General features: G+C 52.8%; 16 protein-coding genes. 4 read left to right on the top strand and 12 right to left on the bottom strand.

All coding sequences use genetic code 11. The annotated features are described in order from the left end of the window. Positions 1 to 81 precede the first annotated feature (81 nt). From L855_RS17830 to L855_RS17810, 5 genes are all read right to left on the bottom strand, one after another. Positions 82 to 1,452 carry a DUF4335 domain-containing protein gene (locus tag L855_RS17830; RefSeq protein ID WP_159790287.1) on the bottom strand — a complete coding sequence of 457 codons (1,371 nt, stop codon included), beginning with the start codon at positions 1,450 to 1,452 and terminating at the stop codon, positions 82 to 84. Positions 1,453 to 1,514: 62 nt separating this feature from the next. Then, positions 1,515 to 2,009 carry a DUF3038 domain-containing protein gene (locus tag L855_RS17825; RefSeq protein WP_159790285.1) on the bottom strand — a complete coding sequence of 165 codons (495 nt, stop codon included), beginning with the start codon at positions 2,007 to 2,009 and terminating at the stop codon, positions 1,515 to 1,517. A gap of 135 nt (positions 2,010 to 2,144) precedes the next feature. Further along, entirely contained in the window at positions 2,145 to 3,269 is a 1,125-nt protein-coding gene (mraY, locus tag L855_RS17820) for a phospho-N-acetylmuramoyl-pentapeptide-transferase (RefSeq protein WP_159790283.1), read from the bottom strand. 72 nt (positions 3,270 to 3,341) lie between these two features. After that, entirely contained in the window at positions 3,342 to 3,584 is a 243-nt protein-coding gene (locus L855_RS17815; RefSeq protein WP_159790281.1) for a DUF3134 family protein, read from the bottom strand. 40 nt (positions 3,585 to 3,624) lie between these two features. Next, the gene (locus L855_RS17810; protein WP_159790279.1) at positions 3,625 to 4,794 is read right to left on the bottom strand and encodes a class I SAM-dependent methyltransferase; all 1,170 of its coding nucleotides are present in this window, start codon (positions 4,792 to 4,794) and stop codon (positions 3,625 to 3,627) included. Positions 4,795 to 4,941: 147 nt separating this feature from the next. Between L855_RS17810 and L855_RS17805 the strand changes: the two genes are divergently transcribed. After that, positions 4,942 to 5,658, top strand: a complete 717-nt coding sequence (locus tag L855_RS17805; RefSeq protein WP_159790277.1) for a class I SAM-dependent methyltransferase — start codon at positions 4,942 to 4,944, stop codon at positions 5,656 to 5,658. 6 nt (positions 5,659 to 5,664) lie between these two features. On the opposite strand, the gene L855_RS17800 is transcribed toward L855_RS17805, so the two are convergent. After that, positions 5,665 to 6,099: an NUDIX domain-containing protein gene (locus L855_RS17800; RefSeq protein ID WP_159790275.1), complete on the bottom strand. Its 435-nt coding sequence runs from the start codon at positions 6,097 to 6,099 to the stop codon at positions 5,665 to 5,667. A 90-nt stretch (positions 6,100 to 6,189) separates the two neighbouring features. Here L855_RS17800 and malQ point away from each other — a divergent pair, with 90 nt between their 5' ends. Further along, positions 6,190 to 7,701: a 4-alpha-glucanotransferase gene (gene malQ, locus L855_RS17795; RefSeq protein WP_159790273.1), complete on the top strand. Its 1,512-nt coding sequence runs from the start codon at positions 6,190 to 6,192 to the stop codon at positions 7,699 to 7,701. Positions 7,702 to 7,921: 220 nt separating this feature from the next. On the opposite strand, the gene aroB is transcribed toward malQ, so the two are convergent. Then, positions 7,922 to 9,037, bottom strand: a complete 1,116-nt coding sequence (aroB, locus tag L855_RS17790; RefSeq protein WP_159790271.1) for a 3-dehydroquinate synthase — start codon at positions 9,035 to 9,037, stop codon at positions 7,922 to 7,924. A gap of 45 nt (positions 9,038 to 9,082) precedes the next feature. Here aroB and petL point away from each other — a divergent pair, with 45 nt between their 5' ends. Continuing rightward, complete coding sequence (gene petL / locus L855_RS17785) at positions 9,083 to 9,178, top strand: cytochrome b6-f complex subunit PetL (protein ID WP_074162883.1); 96 nt, start codon at positions 9,083 to 9,085, stop codon at positions 9,176 to 9,178. 168 nt (positions 9,179 to 9,346) lie between these two features. Here petL and L855_RS17780 read toward each other — a convergent pair whose 3' ends face one another. Then, on the bottom strand, positions 9,347 to 10,198 hold the full coding sequence (locus L855_RS17780; RefSeq protein WP_159790269.1) for a response regulator transcription factor: 852 nt from the start codon (positions 10,196 to 10,198) through the stop codon (positions 9,347 to 9,349). Between the two features lie 223 nt (positions 10,199 to 10,421). Here L855_RS17780 and L855_RS17775 point away from each other — a divergent pair, with 223 nt between their 5' ends. Beyond that, positions 10,422 to 10,649: a DUF6761 family protein gene (locus L855_RS17775; RefSeq protein ID WP_159791174.1), complete on the top strand. Its 228-nt coding sequence runs from the start codon at positions 10,422 to 10,424 to the stop codon at positions 10,647 to 10,649. Between the two features lie 77 nt (positions 10,650 to 10,726). Here the strand turns inward: L855_RS17775 and L855_RS17770 are convergent, their stop codons facing one another. The 4 genes from L855_RS17770 to murG all read right to left on the bottom strand — a co-directional run bounded on the left by L855_RS17770 (position 10,727) and on the right by murG (position 17,631). Further along, entirely contained in the window at positions 10,727 to 12,895 is a 2,169-nt protein-coding gene (locus L855_RS17770) for a CHASE2 domain-containing protein (protein WP_159790267.1), read from the bottom strand. Positions 12,896 to 12,919: 24 nt separating this feature from the next. After that, positions 12,920 to 14,866 (bottom strand): hypothetical protein, encoded by a 1,947-nt coding sequence (locus tag L855_RS17765; protein ID WP_159790265.1) that lies wholly within the window; start codon positions 14,864 to 14,866, stop codon positions 12,920 to 12,922. A 98-nt stretch (positions 14,867 to 14,964) separates the two neighbouring features. After that, complete coding sequence (locus L855_RS17760; protein WP_159790263.1) at positions 14,965 to 16,398, bottom strand: phospholipid carrier-dependent glycosyltransferase; 1,434 nt, start codon at positions 16,396 to 16,398, stop codon at positions 14,965 to 14,967. 147 nt (positions 16,399 to 16,545) lie between these two features. After that, a complete protein-coding gene (gene murG, locus L855_RS17755) occupies positions 16,546 to 17,631 on the bottom strand; it encodes an undecaprenyldiphospho-muramoylpentapeptide beta-N-acetylglucosaminyltransferase (RefSeq protein WP_159790261.1) in 1,086 nt (361 codons plus the stop codon). Positions 17,632 to 17,686 lie beyond the last annotated feature (55 nt).

Below are 17,686 nucleotides of genomic sequence, written 5' to 3'. Positions count from 1 at the left end.
TTTCGTCAATGTCCCGTCTGGTTTGTCCATTGCTACCGCCAAGTCACCCTCCCGATGTTCGGAGCCTGAGCATCGGGATTTTTATTGCCCAAATACCTTCACATCTCCCTCTTGTCCCAGAACTAGGCGTAACCGTAGGGGGCTATCGTGGGGAGAGGCGAGGGATTCCCCCAGTTCAGGAATTTGACTGTACTCTTGGAACTGAACCGCCGAACGGCCGAGGGGGGAGACTCGGGTTAGGGTTCCCGACTCATCTAAGACCAAGGTATATTCCAAACTTTGATTTAAGCCCTCGGGAGGTGTCCAGCGTTGTTGGAAATAGCGGCGCACCTCCGTCACCTGAGGCACGATATCAAACACTGTCTCTTGATCATCCCCCACAGGAACCGGCCGTGTCAGCGGGGCGAAGGGTTCTGGTTCGGGAATCTGAGAGAAATCAATCCAGGGAGCTGCTTCTGGCCCAGATAGGGGTTGTTCAAACAATAAATCTGGGGGGTCGGAGCTGCCTGGGAGAGGAGAAGACGCGGCTGGAGTCTCGCTTGAGGACGGGGGGGACGTGGGGAGTGATGTTTGAGCGGGAGGGGCGATATCTAAGGGGGTAACGCGCTCTGGGGGCGGTGCGCTGGAGCGACTCAGGGGCGGTAACTCGGCGATCGCCGGCGGGGGAGGAGTCGGCAGGGTCTCGGGTGGGGCCAGGGATTGGGCCGCGAGGGTTCCCAGAACGGTCTGGCCGAAGACTCCCGTTAAGGAGTCCCAGCTCTCCAGAGTTGCGGAAGGAGGCGAGGGGTCTTGGGAGGGAGGATTCTCAGCCAAGGGGGCTAAGGCCATCACTAACCCCCCTGTGGCCACGACTCCCACTAAGGGACTGAGCCACGGCGGGAGACCATCGCCCTCGGGCTTAACGCCTACCCAAGACTCCCAATCCGCCAGAAAGCTCTCTAAGGCGGAGAGGACATCAAACAGTTGTAGGGTTCCCAAACGAATCACCGCGCCACTATCTGGGGTCGCTAGGGTTCCTAAGACTAAATTATGAGCGGCTAGGCCCTGGGGTTCCATATAGGTGGCGGCGCGGGGTTGGGAGACGGCGGCGATGGTGGTCCCGACTCCCTTGGCGATCCCTCGCTTGACCCTTCCCCCATAGGATGACTCAGGAGGAGCAGCCAGGGCCTCTAGGTGCTGAGCTGATTGGCTTAGGAACCCCTGCACATACCCGCGCACCAATTGACTCAAATGAAACAGTTGCGCCTGATCTCCAGACACCACTTTCTGGTCGTCGTTCGGGAGGCGGGGGTCATCCAACACCAACTCAAAGCGCAGATTCGACAACCGGGGTCGTTGGCGAGACGACAGGAGCGATCGCCGTCCCACCACCGTTAAGCGACAGGTGGGGGGCGTATATGAGCGTTCTAACCGCGCTGACCAAATCTGTCCAGACCAGTGACCCTCTGCCATCGCTTACCTCCGTTAATTCAATCGTTGAGAGAATATCCTCTAAGGTTGGGCAAGGCCCCTTGTTAGGGAGAGCCTAAATCCAATCCCCATGCCAAATGGCGATCGCCATCGGGACTACTATAAAACACGAGATCCACTAACAATTTAAGAGCCAACGACTCCACTAGGGTTAATTTTAGGGTTCCCAGAGAGCGTTGTAGATAGCCCTGCGTAAATCGTTGCAAATACTCAGACAGGAGGACAGCTTCTCGTGCTGGACGTTCAAGCTGAGTATATTGTTCTAACAAGGCGATCGCCCGGCGAATGGTCTCCTGATGTTCTTGGGCCAGAGCGCAAATGAGCTGACTCAGAATCAGCAGTTGTTGCCGCTGAGGCAGTTTTTGGGCTAGGGCGGGGTGTCCCTGGCGCAACTGTTCGAGACTCTGGCGATCGCCCAAGTCGCGCTCTAGTCCCAAGGTTACCACGGTTGCCCAAATGTCCTCACTCGATAGGTTCAGCAGGGCTTGTAGGGCCAGTAAGGTTAAGTCTAGGTGAAGCTGGGGGTCAGGGGTGGGCACAGGGAAGAAGAAGGCAAGAGGCAAAAGGCAAGAGGCAAGAGGGGGGAAGAAGGCAAGAGGCAAGAGGGGGAATCTTGTAGGGGCGTACCCTTGTGGTCGGTGAGCGATAGCCGAACCGTGGTCGCCCTCTCTCAATTAGGCGTTGAGCCAGAGGGCGAGTAGGGCTAGGATGAGACTGACTCCGTAAAAGCGGGAGACGACCTGGAGTTCTGACCATCCTGATAACTCAAAATGGTGATGTAGGGGTGTCATTTTAAACAAACGTTTGCCGATGCCATCCGGATTCTTGGTCGCTTTATAATAGCTGACTTGGAGAATCACTGAGAGGGTTTCGGCGAATAATAGGCCACTCAGGAGAAATAACCCAAAAAGAACATTTCCCAAGATGCCGACACTGGCTAAGGCCCCGCCCAGGGCGAGGGAGCCGGTATCTCCCATAAAGACTTTGGCTGGATTGCGGTTATGGGCTAGAAAGCCTAAACAGGCCCCACTGAAACAGGCGCAGAAGAGTCCTAAACTGGGATGAGCGGGGGTGACCATGGCGGCTAGGGCTAAGAAGGCGATCGCCCCAATTCCGGCCATGAGGCCATCTAAACCATCAGTGAGATTGGTGGCATTACTTTCGGCAGTTAGCACAAAGCCGGCGACAATCCAGAAGAAAGTCCCGAGGGGTAAGAGCCAGCCGCCGGGGAACTCAACCGTTGTCTGAGTGGAAAACTCCGGGTTGAGTTTGGCCCAAGCACAAAAGAGAAAAGCAACGCCAATTTGTAACGAGAGCTTGGTTCGCGGTGAAATGCCGTCATTGGAGCGACGGCGAATCACCTGCCAGTCATCGAGCCAACCGATAAACCCGTAGGCCAACGTCAGGAGCGAGACGGCCCAGAGTGCTGCGAGACCTCCTCCGGTGATGCTGGGGGTCAGATAGCCCCAAATGAGGGCGATCGCCACGGCTAAGGGGACAAAGAAAATCCCCCCCATGGTTGGGGTTCCTGCCTTTTGCAAATGAGCCTGAGGCCCCTCTTGGCGGATACTCTGTTTCAGCTTCAGTTGTCGTAACTGGGGGACTCCCCAACGGCCAATCTGAGCCGAGGCTATGGCAGTCAGCAGCCAGGGGAGTGTGAAAGAGTCACCCAGAGTCTGCCAGTTGCCGCGATAACTATCGAGGGCGATCGCCCCTAGGGCCAGAAGCAGCGCCAACCCCCAAGAGAGGGCGGTTCCGCTCAGGGGTCTTCTGTCTGATCTCGATACTTTAGTATCCACAACGATTCCTCATGACACAGTGACGCTCCGTTACCTTCAGGCCGAGTTTAGGGGATGACGATTGAGAATTGGCTAGACGTCCTCGTCGTCGCTATCATCGGTATCCGTGTCAGTATACCCATCATCTTCTTCGCCAATTAGACCGAGTTCTTCGAGTTCTTCTTTACGGGCGGAGCGTTCCTCTTCCTCCCGAGGAATCAATCGCCCTGTGGCTTGGAGCCATTCTAAGAGAGAGGTTTCATTATTGGCAGGAATCAACTCCGCTTGTTCATGACGGGGAAGTTGACGCAGGGAGGGATTCATCGGGTCGATCATGGGCTGTTTAGGGTTATTTGACGCATAGACCTTTATGATTCTAAGACATTCTGGGAGTGGTGAGTCCTTTTAGGGGGGGGCGATCGGCTTCTAATCCCTTGGATTGCACCAAAACCCCGAATCCACCCAAACCTTGGGGATCGAATAGACCATGTAGCACCTCTCGACGCTGCATCACCCGCACAATATCGGCGGCGGTTGCCGCTTGGTTTCCTTGACCGAGGGCCGCGAGGCGATCGCCCAATCCTAGGGCCATCAAGAATAGAGCCTGGGGGGTAAATCCTTCGTAATCTAAGCCGCAGCGATCGCCCTGACGTTGCAGAGCGGTAAAGTCCACATGGGCCGTAATATCCTGTTCCCCCACAAAGCCATAGGGGTCATCATGATGCCGATGCTGGCGATAGCATTGTAGGGTTCCTTGCGATCGCTGGGGATGATAGTAACGCTGAGCCTCGTAGCCATAATCAATGGTAATGACATAACCCCGTTTGAGTTTCCGGGCCAGGGTCTCTAACCAAGACAAGGCCGCCAAATTGACCTCGGTGGTATATCCATCGGGTAACTCCTCAGGATTCACTCCCACCTGCTCAAAATAGGTCGCTAAGGCCGGAGTTGAGAGGGGGCCGAGAGTCTCCTGAAAGCCGATGGCCTCATCCCAACTCACATAACATTCCCGCCATTGTCCCTGTTTTCGTTGTAGGCGATGCACGGGAAAAGCATCGACTAATTCATTGGAAAACAAACAGCCCTCTAGGGACTCAGCGGCGAGATCATCCCAAGTTTTCCAAGATAGGTTAGCTCCTTGGATTTTTCGTTGTTGCTGACGTAATACGGCTGATTTTTCAATAATTGTATAGGTAATTGCTTCAAAAAAATCAGGTTTATTCCGTTTGATATAGCGCAAAATGTCAACCGCCAAAATTCCTTGGCCGGCTCCCATTTCTACTAAATCAAAGCGTTTAGGGCAACCCAAAAACCTCCAAACCTCAATAAATTGCTCCGCCAACAACTCACCAAAATCAGCACTTAAATGAGACGAGGTGACAAAATCACCACTAGCTCCGAGCTTCGCCCCCCGTGCATAATAGCCCTGCTGAGGATGATAGAGGGCCGCCGCCATATAGTCCGCAAAAGAAATTCGCTGCTCGCGGCTGTGGAGAATTTGCTCGCGAATCGCGGTAACTAAATCAGGATTAGAACAAGCAGTCATCAGGGGCATTGAAGGAGTCGTGCGGGAAAGCTGCCAGAAGCATCATAGCCTATCGGGGGCCAGAGGATTCCCTGAGCGCTTATGATAGGGGTGTCAGACTCCGACTCCGAGAGCGGGGGACTGAATTACCGTTACGCGCAACTCTCCATGGACAGTCCAAAAGAAGGCATTGATTACGAAGGCGCTTGGGATTCTTATGCCCAAGCCTGGCAAACGATTCATCCTGAGCTGGAGTATATCGGGGATGAGTGGGCCGGTCAAGGGGCGGGAGCTGCGGCCTCCTTGGCGGAGTATGAAACTCTGATTGAGCGGCAGTTTATCGCCCCCTATATCCGCTCAGATCAGGTGGTGTTAGAAATTGGAGTGGGTGGGGGTAAAACCAGCAACTTGTTACTGAAATACGCCCAGCGTTTAATCTGTGCTGATATCTCCCAGAAGATGCTCGATGCCACCCGAGCGCGGTTAGGGAGTGAGCGAGTCGAGTATTGTAAACTCGATGGGATTAGCCTGGAGCCGTTGGCGGCTCATTCCATTGATGTCTGCTTTTGCTATGACACCATGGTTCATGTGGAACCGCGAGATATTTTTAACTATCTACGACAAATTCCACGACTCTTGAAGGGCGATCGCCTTTGTGTCTTTCACCATACCCATGTCCTCAGTGACCTAGGCTGGCAAAAATTCCTCAGAGAATTGGACATTAACCTCATGGGGAAACGTCATGGTTCGGCGTTTTCGGTCATGACCAATGAGATTATGGAGAAGTTTCTCAACGAACTGAACTATGAGGTCTTGCTCAAAGACACCACCAGCGTCCCTCGTGACTGTGTGTGGATTTGCCAAGCTCCTGTCATCGAGGGATAAGGGAGTTTAGTCCAGGCGGGGGCGTATCCGGTGGAAGCGATACTTGAGATAGTCGCCGAGGATGCGATCGTGGTCAAAACAGAGATTTTGGGGAATCTCCCAGGGCCCGAACACCTGAAGATGTTTTGCATCATCTCCCGCCTGGGGGGTTCCCCTGGCCGTGGCCAGAAAGACTACACTGAGGGTATGCTTGCGGGGATCGCGATCGGGGTTGGAGTAGACATGGAACAGTTCCACCAGTTCCACCGTGAGGCCGGTTTCCTCTTTCGCCTCCCGTCGCGCCGCCGTTTCCACGGACTCCCCATAATCCACAAACCCCCCCGGAAGTGCCCAGCCATGGGGAGGATTCAACCGCTCAACCAGGACGAGAGGCCGTTGGGGGCGATCGCTCAGTTCAATCAATAAATCGACAGTTGGGACGGGGTTACGATATTCCGGCATTAAATAAAGGCTAAATGAAAACAGTTTGTCGGGAGGGGCCGTGTTAAAGTCAAGTGAACTTTTTGTTGAACGCCAAGACAGTTAAAGATTATGCCATTTCCGAGAGCTAGTGGAATTTTATTACACCCGACCTCACTACCCGGTCGTTTTGGGATTGGTGACTTAGGCCCGGAAGCCTACCGCTTCGTAGATTTCCTGGAGGGGAGTGGCCAGCAGTTATGGCAAATTCTCCCTCTTGGGCCGACGGGATATGGCAATTCCCCTTATATGTCCTATTCGGCGATGGCAGGTAATCCCCTACTGCTCAGTTTGGAGTTGTTGCGCGATGATGGTCTGTTGACGGATGCGGATTTGGATGAGGCTCCGGAATGTCAGGGCGATCGCGTTGATTTCGATAGGGTCGACCAGGTGAAAACTCGCCTGCTACGGAAATCTTACAAAAATCTCCGCAGTCGCGCCTCGTCGGATCAACAGGAAGATTTTGTGGCTTTTTGCAAGGATAAGGCCCATTGGCTAGATGACTACGCCCTGTTTATCTCCCTAAAAACGGAAGTTTTCAATAACACCAGTTGGCACGAATGGGATGAACCCGTCGCCAAACGGGACCCCGCCGCCTTAGATAAATGGCGCGACGAACTGGCTGAGGAGATTGATTTCCGTAAGTATCTACAGTATGAGTTTTTCCGGCAATGGTCAGCCCTGAAGCAATACGCCAACGACCACCAGGTGCAGATGTTTGGCGATATCCCCTTCTATGTGGCTCATGATAGTGCCGATGTTTGGGCCCATCGGGAGATCTTCTGTTTGGATGAGGACACGGGTAAACCGTCGCTGATGGCTGGGGTTCCCCCAGATTATTTCAGTGAAACGGGCCAACTCTGGGGCAATCCCATTTATAACTGGGAGAAACTCCTCGAAACGGATTTGCGCTGGTGGATGCAACGGTTCCACGCCGTTCTCGATCGCCTGGATTTGATTCGCATTGATCATTTTCGAGGCTTTGAGTCCTATTGGGCGGTTCCGGGCGAAGATACAACCGCGATGAATGGGGAATGGGTGGAAGCCCCCGGCTATGAGTTTTTTGAGAAGCTTAAGGCGGAGTTGGGAGAATTGCCGATTGTCGCGGAAGATTTGGGGGTTATTACCCCGGAAGTGGAAGCCTTACGGGATAAGTTCGGCTTTCCGGGGATGAAGATTCTCCATTTTGCCTTTGACTCAGGCTGGGATAATCCCTATTTGCCTTTTAATTATGGATCGAATAACTTTGTAGTCTATACCGGAACCCATGATAACAACACCACCATGGGCTGGTATAACAGCCGCAGTGAGGAGGACAATCAACGGGTTTGGGACTATCTAGGTTGCGCGCGTGGGGAAGGATTCCATTGGGATTTGATTCGTTTGGCCCTGAGTACCAATGCCAATCAGGCGGTGTTCCCTCTCCAGGATTTATTAGGATTGGGCGAGGAGGCCCGTATGAATGCCCCGAGTTCTCCTCAAGGAAACTGGGAATGGCGGTATCAGGCCGAAGACCTCACCGATGAACTCCGCGATCGCCTACGGTTCTATACCATGGTCTATGGCCGCGGACCCCGGTCTTAGGAGAACCACTTCGGTCACAGAGGATATAGAGAAGGAGAGTAGGGGCGCGCCACTTGCGGTTCGCCCCTATATCGATCGAAGATTGCCTGATTGATAACTCTAAGTTGGAAGAAAATCCCCTGCCTATTGCCATCCCCTCCTGGGAGGGGCAGGGGTGGGTTATGCCTATTGCCCATTGCCCATTGCGCATTTAGACCAACTTTTGCTATTCATCTGCTTGTCATGTTTGGACAGACTGTTTTTTGAGTCCAGCGAGGGTTTCCTGAATCAGTTCTGGGGGGACGCGATCGCTGACGATGGCATGGCCGATACTGGTGGGGAGGACAAAGCGCACTTGTCCATCTTTGACCTTCTTATCGGTTTGAAGCTTAGCGAGAATGGCGTCGATGTCCACGGCTGGGGGGAGGGTTGTGGGCAATCCGGCGTTGGCAATCACCTGGGTTTGACGCGCGTCATCCTCAGCAGACCAGAGGTTGAGAGCCAAGGCTAACCGACTGGCGGCAATCATGCCAATGGCGACTCCTTCCCCATGAAGGAGTTCGGTGTAGCCGGTTAAACTTTCCACAGCATGGCCGATAGTATGTCCGTAGTTGAGAATAGCCCGTAATCCGGCTTCTTTTTCATCTTGACTGACGACTTCTGCCTTGGCTTGGCATGATCGCATCAGGATTTCATGAAGGAGTTGATTAGAGAGATTACTGGGACTGGCTAAACTCTTGGCCGCCTCCAACTGACGGAATAAGTCAGCATCCCAAATGACTCCATATTTAATCACTTCAGCAATCCCAGCGCGGAACTCCCGTTCGGGAAGGGTTCCCAGAACCATCGGGTCAATCAGCACCAGGCCGGGTTGATAAAAGGCACCAATGAGGTTTTTACCTTGGGGATGATTCACCCCGGTTTTACCGCCAATGGAGGCATCGACCATGGCCAGCAGGGTCGTTGGGACTTGAATAAAGTTAATTCCCCGTAACCAGGTGGCAGCCGTAAAGCCGGTCATATCGCCTACCACACCGCCACCGAGGGCGATGAAGGTGGAGTTGCGTTCTAAGCCAACCTCTAAGGCGGCGTCGTACAGTCCAGAGACCGAGTCTAGGGTTTTGTATTCCTCCCCATCAGGGAAAAGATAATGGTGAACCTCGAAGCCGGTACTCTCTAAGCTGGCGATCGCCCGTTTACCGTAATAGCCAAACACCTTGGGATTGGACACTAGCATCACCTTACGACCTAGATTAAGGGATTTGATCCAAGACCCCAAGCGATCCAGGCTATCGGAAGCCAAGGCGATCTCGTAAGCGTTTTGAGGCAAGTTCACAGGGATAACGGACTGCGTCATGGTTTAATAAGGCAAATAGGTATTTATGAAAAAGGAGATAACCTTATGTCTGGTGTTGTGGCATATCTGCTCATGGTTGGTGGTGCATTTGCATTAGCTGTGGTGTTACTGCTAGGACTGCGGGCCGTCAAACTGATCTAGTCACCTCTGATGGCTTGGCGATGACGGGGAGCCGCGATCGCCACTCATGGCCTAACGTCGGTCAACGCCGTGGAACAGACGAAAGACGCGATCAATGACTGGTCGCGTCTTTCTGTTTTAGTATTCTATGGGATTTGGGTGAGAATTGAACAGGTTTGCGACGTTGCATTACCCTCTTACGGAATGGCCAACAGTAGAGGACTGGGGAACAACACCCCGTTTTCCATTCCCAGACACAGATAGAGGTCCGGTGGGATTTAAGCCATTGAGGCTATGATTGTTGGCCTTATAGGCATCCTGAAAGTCTTGAGTGGGTTGCTGTTGTGTTAGGGATTCGGTTCCAGTTAGGTTAAATCGATAGCCTACGTTGCGAACGGTTTGAATTAAGTTAGGTTGACGGGGATCTCGTTCAATTTTTTTACGTAGGGACAACACATGGGTATCAATGGTCCGTGGGTTATCAATGGCGTCGGGCCAAGCTCGTTGTAATAATTCTGAACGACTCAGAGGGGTTCCTCCTGCCTGAGCCAAAACATAGAGTAAACTAAACTCCTGGGGTGTCAGTTCGATGGGTTGGTCTTGATAGCGGACACGGCGCTGCACAATATCAACTTTGAGATCACCATACTCTAGATAGGCGGGAGGAGCCATTGTACGGTGGCGGCGCAATAACGCCTCGACTCGGGCTAAAAACTCCTGCATTCCAAAGGGTTTACAGATGTAATCATCGGCTCCCGCTTTTAGGGCCGTGACCACATCAGCCTCGTTACTTCGTGCTGAAAGCATTAGCACAAGACATTGATGTTGTTGATAAAGCCAACGGGCAAATTCAACCCCATCTCCATCGGGGAGATCTGAGTCCACAATGGCTAAGGTGGGTTGACGATGGAAGAAGACATCTTGAGCGTGTCGGAGATCTGCGGACTGACACACGCTGTATCCGGCCTGCTGAAGATGCCAACCTAGGAGCGATCGAAGTTGAGGGTTTCCCTCAACTATTTGAATGCAAACAGAACTCACAACAAACTATACCCCTGTAGTTTTTGAGCAGTTGAAAACTGAAGTCGACTCTAACCTAGCAAAGGCTTTGTCATGGTTCTGTAACTCCTGTTACGTGACGTTGGGCAGTGATCTCGGTCAAGGACAGGCCGGGAAACTTTCTGCTACCCTGAAGGTAGGGGATAGCCCCTTAGGCTTCTCTCCTGTCCCTCGTCAATTCGTCCTCCTGTTAACCTGCTTCACCATGTTACAAAATACCCTTACAATCCGGCATTACCAAGCCCTGACTGACCGATTCACCAGCCTCTGGAGTCGGGGATATCGCACTGATGATCTCAGGCTCTACTTAGACGGTTATTTGAGTGCTTTACGCCAGGATAAGAGCCTGGAGCCAATTTTGATCCATCGTCTTGAGGAGGAAGCGCTACGCTTTATCCAAGACCCCTCGAATTTTGAAGTTCCCTACTACTAATCTCGACCCCCCTGGGGGTACGCAGGCGTTCCAGAGCGGGACGCAGCCGTTAGCCAGGTTCGAGGGTTGGCCATGCGTTAAGGTTGAGGGTCTGAGTCGAGGTGGGCAATACAGTAACAGTTTTTGCCCTGCTTTTTAGCCTCAAACATGGCTTCATCAGCCAAATGAATGAGGGCATCAAGCTGATGTCCATGGGTTGGGTAAAGACAAATTCCTAAACTGGTTGTGACTGAGACAGTTCCCTCCTCTAGTTCAAAGGGTTCTGAGAGAGTTTTAACGATTTTTTGAGCGACTCGCTCTGCATCAGAAATACTGGGAATCCCTGGAAGAATGACCGTAAACTCATCTCCTCCGAGTCTAGCCACGGTATCACTTCCTCGTAAGCTTCCACTCAAGCGGTTGGCGACATGCTGAAGTAAAATATCGCCAGAAGCATGGCCGAGGGTGTCATTAACTTCTTTGAAGCCATCGAGATCCAAAAACATGACACCGACGAGTTTTTGATGGCTTTCTGCCCATTCAATAGACTGTTTAAGGCGTTCTTGAAAAAGTTTGCGATTTGGTAGGCCCGTCAGTTCGTCATGGTTGGCATCCTGTTTTAAGGCCGCATTGGACTGGGCTAACTCAGCCGCAACTTGTTTGAGTTGGTCTTCGAGAAGCTTGCGTTCGGTGATATCCCGAATGACCCCAATCAGGAAGTGATTGCCGGCGCCATCGGAGTGCAGCGATCGCTTAGTGGCTAAAATATGAACATTGCCTTGAGCGTCAGTTAGGGTTTCTTCCGTCTCACGATCGCACCCAGTTTGCAAAACTCGCTCATCTTCTCGCTGGAAGGCTTGAGCTTGTTCCTCGGGGAACATCTCAAACTCTGAGCGATTGAGCAACGTGTTTAGAGGGTATCCCACCAGCTCGCTATAGGCTTGATTCAAAACCACGGAGCGCAAGTCCGTATCTTTAACAAAAATGGGATCGGGAATCGTGTTGATGATACTTTGCAAAAATTCCTTAGAGCGACGTAACTCTTCACTGAGATAGGCCAGATAGCCAACCACCATTGAAGTGGCTCCCGTGAGGGACAAAATCGGCGGAATTACAGGAATCCAAAGGTTGAGGCTGTAGGCCCAATAGCTAGTCCCCAGCAACAGCAACAGAGCCACCACCAAGGCCGCCACCGATCGCCGCACCGATTGTAACTGCCAACTAATCAACGCGCCTATCCAGGCCCAGAGGATAATCCAGAGAATCTCAACCGTCTTGGGCCAGACTGACATAAATGATCGCCCATCTAGGGCAGCATCTAGAAGCTGTCCCACAAACTCTGCTTGCAGCAATACCCCCGGCACCTCGTTCTGAGTTTCCAGGAGACTGCGACTATAGGGCGTAATAAAGACATCCCGCAGACTGAAAGCCGTCGAACCAATCAGAACCACGCGATCGCGAATCTCCTCTTCCGACACCTCCCCATTTAAGACATCCCGTAGGGGAACAGTGGTAATGCGATCGGTTCGGCCGCGATAGTTCACCATAAACTGATAGCCACGAGCATCTGCGCGCACATAGGGGCCATCATTGGCGTTAAACCGAGGAATCACCACAGCCCCCAACCGCATGTCGCCACTGGGTGCGCCTGTTGGGACGATGTTTTCCTCCGCTAAATACAGCAGGGCCAACCTGAGGGCAAAACTCCGATGCAGGACTCCGTCATAATCCCGTAGAAATAGATAACTACGACGAACCACCCCATCAGCATCAACCAGGGTATTATTAAACCCCACCGCATCCCGTTCTTTGAGAACCGGAGGAGCTGGGACGCTAGATAAGTTTTGGTCTTGTAGTTTTTCAATGCCGATTAGGTTCTCCTGTTGCTGGAATACCTCGGTAATCTGCTCATTACCCACTCCCGCTGGCAAATTGCGATAGAGATCTAAGCCAATGGCCCGAGGATTGGACTCATCCAAGCGGCGGATGGCAGTGGCTAAAATGGCATCTGGGATGGGCCAGGTTCCTACTTGGCGCAAATCTTCTTCATCAATCCCTACGACTAATAGACGGTCATTTAACTGTTGTTCGGAGCGCGATCGCAGAAACAAATCTGACATGATCCATTCGGCACCTTGCAAGAGTCCAACAGCGCGCACCAGCACCACAAAACCAGCAACACCCGTCGCTGCCAGGACTTTATAGCCTTGGGATGAGGCTAAGTCTAAGGCCGGTTTCGCGAAACGTTGTTTAAAGGCTAACCACATGATGATTGGGGTGATGAGGGGAAGTTAGACAACAAGAGAACTGGACTTCAGAACCCGGTTCAACAGTGAACCGGTCACAAGCCACAATGCCGTTAGACTACTCACAATGAAGCCAACATGCTCGGCAAATGTTCCTCGATAGCGGACGGTCACTTGATGCACACCTGGGGGAATCCAAACACGGATACGTCCATTGCCAGTATGGTCTGCTCGTCTCCAAGCCCCATCATCGAGACGGACAAACCAAGCAGGATAGTCAAAGGTGCGGAGTTCAACGGCTTGGGAAATCACAGTGGTATTCTCGGCGGAGAAACTCCGTTCCCCAATGGCCCAGCGATCGCGGACTAAACCCATTTCAGTTCCATCTTGCCAAGCCAATAAAGGATACTCGTCACGGGGTGGCATTTCTAAGTTTACCCATTTGGCTCGATATTCGTAGACATCCACCAGGGCCAGTTGTTCTCCTCGTCGCCAATGCCAGTTAAGAAATGGCTCTCCTGGGGGCAGATGATAGGATTCGGGAAGGGCTTTAATCTGACTCAGACGAGCAAATTGAGCGATACTACTGGGGTCATACACGGCTCGTTCGGCAATAAAAATACCCTGAATGATTTGGCTGAAAATCGCCATCACCCATAGCCCCATCATCAGTGCCATTGCCCCACGACGTAGGGGATGCTGGGGTGGCTGACCCTGGCCATAGCTGAGCCAATAGCCCAGGAGCAGCGGCACATACACACCGGGAAGCGCCAGCCAACGCCAGGAGAATTGAATCCCCTGTAAGATATAGGTCCATTCATAGAGCCAGCCGAGGAGATCAGTGGTCATCAATAGCCCCACGGCACTGGCAAAGAGCCAATAGCTATGGAGACGTAACTGGGGAGGTTGGCGCAGTTTCCCCCACCACCTCTGCCCCCAGGTGATGACGCCACTGGCGATCGCCGCAACTAGGGTGACGGCGACGAGGACTCCCCAAAGGGGAATTAAGCCGCGATCGAACCAATGTTGAGTTAGTTGCAGGTTCAATTGCCATACCCCTGACAGCATGAGACGATTTTGGGGCAAGTAGTCGGGAGAGCTATAGAGGGCCCGAAGTTGTACGGAACTACCATCGAGAACGACGGGAATCAGGAAATAGGCCGTTAGTCCACCCGAGAGGAACACAGCCGCATAAGACCGAATTAGGGCTTCTCGCCGTCGGTTGGGGGCAGCAATCCAGGCGGGAAAGGGCAGCCAGACAAGGGTGAAAATCAGCAGGGTGGGCAGATGGGAGAGAACCAAGAGGCTGTAACAGAATATTAGCTGTACGCTGGGACGATTGAGAAGACTGACGGCGGTTTGGAGTCTCTCTTGCCAGGAGATTGGCGACTCCCAGGAGTTGTCTAAGTCGTCGTCTAGGTCATTGTCTAAGTCTGATTCGGTTTCTGGGGCTACCTCGGGGAGGGCTGGGGGCTGGGGTTGGCGGTTCACTCGGGCCACGAGGTTTTCTGTTGCTAGGGTAATCCAGGGAATCAGGGCGATCGCCCAAACTTCTCCGAGGGACCCTCGTTGATAGATATCGACGAGGAAATAGGGAGAAAGGACTCCCAGGGCAGCAACGAGGATGGCAATCCAACGGGGAAAGTGGCGATCGCTATAGCGGTATAAGCCTCCGGCTAAGACGACCATGGCAAGGGCCATACTGCCAATGAGGGAACCGGCCAGCCCTATTCCTAGGGCGCGGAAGGGCAGGGTTGCCACCATGCAGAGGGGAGGATAGAAGACGAAGGTGGCATTGCCAAAACCAAAGTTGGAGAATTCTAGCCAGCGGGGATAGGGTTGTCCGGCAAAAAATTGATACTGGTATTGCAGGGCCCAACTGAGATTAAAGTGGGTTGAATGGGTGATGGGGTAGCTGCGCTCCAACATCGGGGCGGTGGCAATCAGGATGACGGCGCTCAGGATGAGCCAACTTTGCCAATGGCGAATCATAGGGAACGGGGAACGGGGAACAGGGGGAAGAAAGGCAGTAGGCAGTAGGCAGGAGGCAGTAGGCAGTAGGCAGCAGGGGAAGAAAGGTAGTAGGGGAGTTAGTACCAGGATCTGAACCACATGCGGCGGTGGAAGGCTTCTGGGGAGAGGGGGAGTCCGAGATAGATGGGAAGCCAGAAGATGAATCCGGCGATGATGAGGGCGATCGCACCCCAACTGAGGAGCTGCCAGAGCCAATGTCGCTTTCTTAAACCGATGTCAACCCACCAGGCTAGGGTCATCAAGGCAAAGAGGGAGGCGGCCATGTAATGGTAAATGTAGGTGCAGCGGGAGACGGCAGCCCAGGGCAGGAAGTTGGCGACATATTGGCTGATAAGCAGGGTATGGAAGCACCATTGGGAGCTGTTGATGGGATCTTGGTTCCACCAATCTCCTAGGCTCGATAGCCATTTGCCAATGAGGGCGCAGATGGCTAGGGTTGAGAGCCACCACAAGATGGGATTGCCCATGGCATGGATGTCAAAGATAACGGTCTGTCCGTTAAGCTCGACGCGATCGAAGTAATAGGCGACGGGACGGCGCATCCAAAGCCAACTATGCCAAGGGGAACAGTAGGGATGATCGTCAACGGTGCTGCCGATGCTTTCGTGGTAGCCCAGGATTTGCCGCTGCATTTCGAGAAAGGTGAAGTTTGGATGCAGTTGTAGGTGAGGAATCCATTGCAGCCGATAAAATATAAAGGGAATAACTCCTAGTCCAAAACCAATCTTTAATAGATTTATTTGTGTTAAAAAATCAAAGGTTTTTCTTGTTTTTTGAGCTTGATTTTCAGGGTTTGATAAATTTTTGTTTTGGTCGCTCAACAAATTATTGGCATCTTGTTCAACTTGCTTTGTATCTTGTTTGTTAACCTTTGAAGGACGCCAATGCCGGACTTCTTCAAGTATCCAAGCAAAGGAGTATAGCATATAAAACCCTAAAATAAATCCTAGGCCGTTCCATTTAACTGAGGCAGATGCTCCCCAAAATAAGCCAGCAGCCATGAGCCATTTGAATGCCATATTTTGGGCGATCGCCTGACCGAAGCACCAGAGTCCTAAGAAGCCGAAAAAGAGGAGATAGACGTTAATTAAACTGAGGCGAGATTCGACGAGGAGTAAGCCGTCGAGGGCTGTAAATCCGGCGGCGAGGAGGGTGGTGCGATCGCGATGAGTCCATTGGTAGGCGATCGCCCCCACGAGAAGGGGAATTAGCGAGCCAGTGACGGCATTAAACCAACGGTAGGCGATCGCATCGAGATCCCCCACTTCGCTCGCGGCTCGAAAGGCCTCTGCACCCCCCAATAGATGGGCATGAAGCCAAATTCCCAGGGCGAGAAAATACTTGCCGAGGGGGGGATGAACATCAAAGAGATCCAGTTGTTTCAAATAGCTAAACCCATGATCGGCGAAATAGATTTCGTCAAAAATCAGGGTATTCAAGTGGTTGAGTTGCCAAAGTCGCAGCCACAGGGACAGGGCAAAAATTAGCAACAGCCCCAAACTTAGGTGGCGTCGGCGCCAGACGGCCGGCGGTTCGGACCGTTGGACGGGTACAGAAGTGGGGGTAGGGGACGCGTTAGAGGGGGACAAGGTCTCTGAATCAATGGGGTGATGGGCAGCTCAAGATCGCTTTTTATTCTAGCCTCTGTTCTTGGAGTCCAGATGTTGCCGCACCACGTCCGCTAGACGTTTGGCACTATCGGGGATGGCTAATTGTCCCATGGCGGCGGTCATCTGTTCGAGTTGGGCTGGGTTTTTAAGCAGGGTTGCTACTTCCGTTTGTAGCTGTTCTGGGGAGAGATGCTCTTGGCGAAATAGCCGAGCGGCCCCCGCTTCCCTGAAACCCACGGCATTATGAAATTGATGGTCTTCGGCAGCGTAGGGAAAGGGAATCAGAATGGCTGGGGTTTGGGTGATGGCTAACTCGGTGAGGGAACCGGAACCGGCGCGAGAAATGGCTAAATCGGCCCGTTGCAAGAGGGCGGCAACGTTTTTATAAAAGGGCATGGAGAGGTAGTGGGGATGCTGTAAACTGCCCACATCGGGGTCATTTTCGCCGGTGAGGTGAACCACCCAAGCGCCTAAGTCAAACCAAGCCGGGGCCGATTGGCGTACCAGTTGATTGACGGCGACGGCCCCCTGACTTCCTCCCATGACAACGATGAGGGGAACGTCCTCGGGAATGTCTAAATCCAGGGGAGGCGGTTGCAGGAAGGAGGCGCGAACGGGAGTTCCCAGGTGTAGGGTGGGATACTTGGCCAGTCGTCGTTCAGCTTCGGGGAACCCCACGGCGATGAGATCACACCAACGGGCAAACCATTTCGTGACTTTTCCGGGAATGGCGTTAGATTCATGGAGGATAACGGGCAGTTGCAGCGATCGCGCGGCTAGAATGGCCGGGGCAGCAATATAGCCCCCAGTGGTAAACACTCCGTCAAACCGGCCCTGTTGGAGTAAACGACGACAGGTGAGTGTCGCCCGAACCAGGCGATAGAGAACCCGAAGGGTTGCCAATCCTGGCCGAGACTGAAACCCCTCAACCCGTACGAAGTGCAAGGGATAGCGATCGCCCAAAAGCTGCCGTTCCAGGCGATCAGGCACCCCCAACCACTCAATCTCGACATCGCTGAGACATTCAGCGGTAGCTAATGCCGGAAAGACATGACCCCCTGTGCCACTGGCAGCAATCAGGAGACGTTTTGAGGCAGAATGGGGACGTTCCACAATGAACAATGAAGAATGAACGATTCACAATAGATAATACACAGTAGGCAACCCC

The sequence above is a fragment of the Sodalinema gerasimenkoae IPPAS B-353 genome, from assembly GCF_009846485.1.
GTDB classification, from domain to species: Bacteria; Cyanobacteriota; Cyanobacteriia; order Cyanobacteriales; family Geitlerinemataceae; genus Sodalinema; species Sodalinema gerasimenkoae.
The sequence above is the reverse complement of the archived record's forward strand: the minus strand, read 5'-3'. Positions and strand labels throughout refer to the sequence as shown.

Coding starts and splice junctions, on each gene's coding strand:
- L855_RS17830 (WP_159790287.1), bottom strand. CDS start 1,452: ATGGCAGAGGGTCACTGGTCTGGACAGATTTGGTCAGCGCGGTTAGAA.
- L855_RS17815 (WP_159790281.1), bottom strand. CDS start 3,584: ATGATCGACCCGATGAATCCCTCCCTGCGTCAACTTCCCCGTCATGAA.
- L855_RS17810 (WP_159790279.1), bottom strand. CDS start 4,794: ATGACTGCTTGTTCTAATCCTGATTTAGTTACCGCGATTCGCGAGCAA.
- L855_RS17805 (WP_159790277.1), top strand. CDS start 4,942: ATGGACAGTCCAAAAGAAGGCATTGATTACGAAGGCGCTTGGGATTCT.
- L855_RS17800 (WP_159790275.1), bottom strand. CDS start 6,099: ATGCCGGAATATCGTAACCCCGTCCCAACTGTCGATTTATTGATTGAA.
- malQ (WP_159790273.1), top strand. CDS start 6,190: ATGCCATTTCCGAGAGCTAGTGGAATTTTATTACACCCGACCTCACTA.
- aroB (WP_159790271.1), bottom strand. CDS start 9,037: ATGACGCAGTCCGTTATCCCTGTGAACTTGCCTCAAAACGCTTACGAG.
- petL (WP_074162883.1), top strand. CDS start 9,083: ATGTCTGGTGTTGTGGCATATCTGCTCATGGTTGGTGGTGCATTTGCA.
- L855_RS17775 (WP_159791174.1), top strand. CDS start 10,422: ATGTTACAAAATACCCTTACAATCCGGCATTACCAAGCCCTGACTGAC.
- L855_RS17770 (WP_159790267.1), bottom strand. CDS start 12,895: ATGTGGTTAGCCTTTAAACAACGTTTCGCGAAACCGGCCTTAGACTTA.
- L855_RS17765 (WP_159790265.1), bottom strand. CDS start 14,866: ATGATTCGCCATTGGCAAAGTTGGCTCATCCTGAGCGCCGTCATCCTG.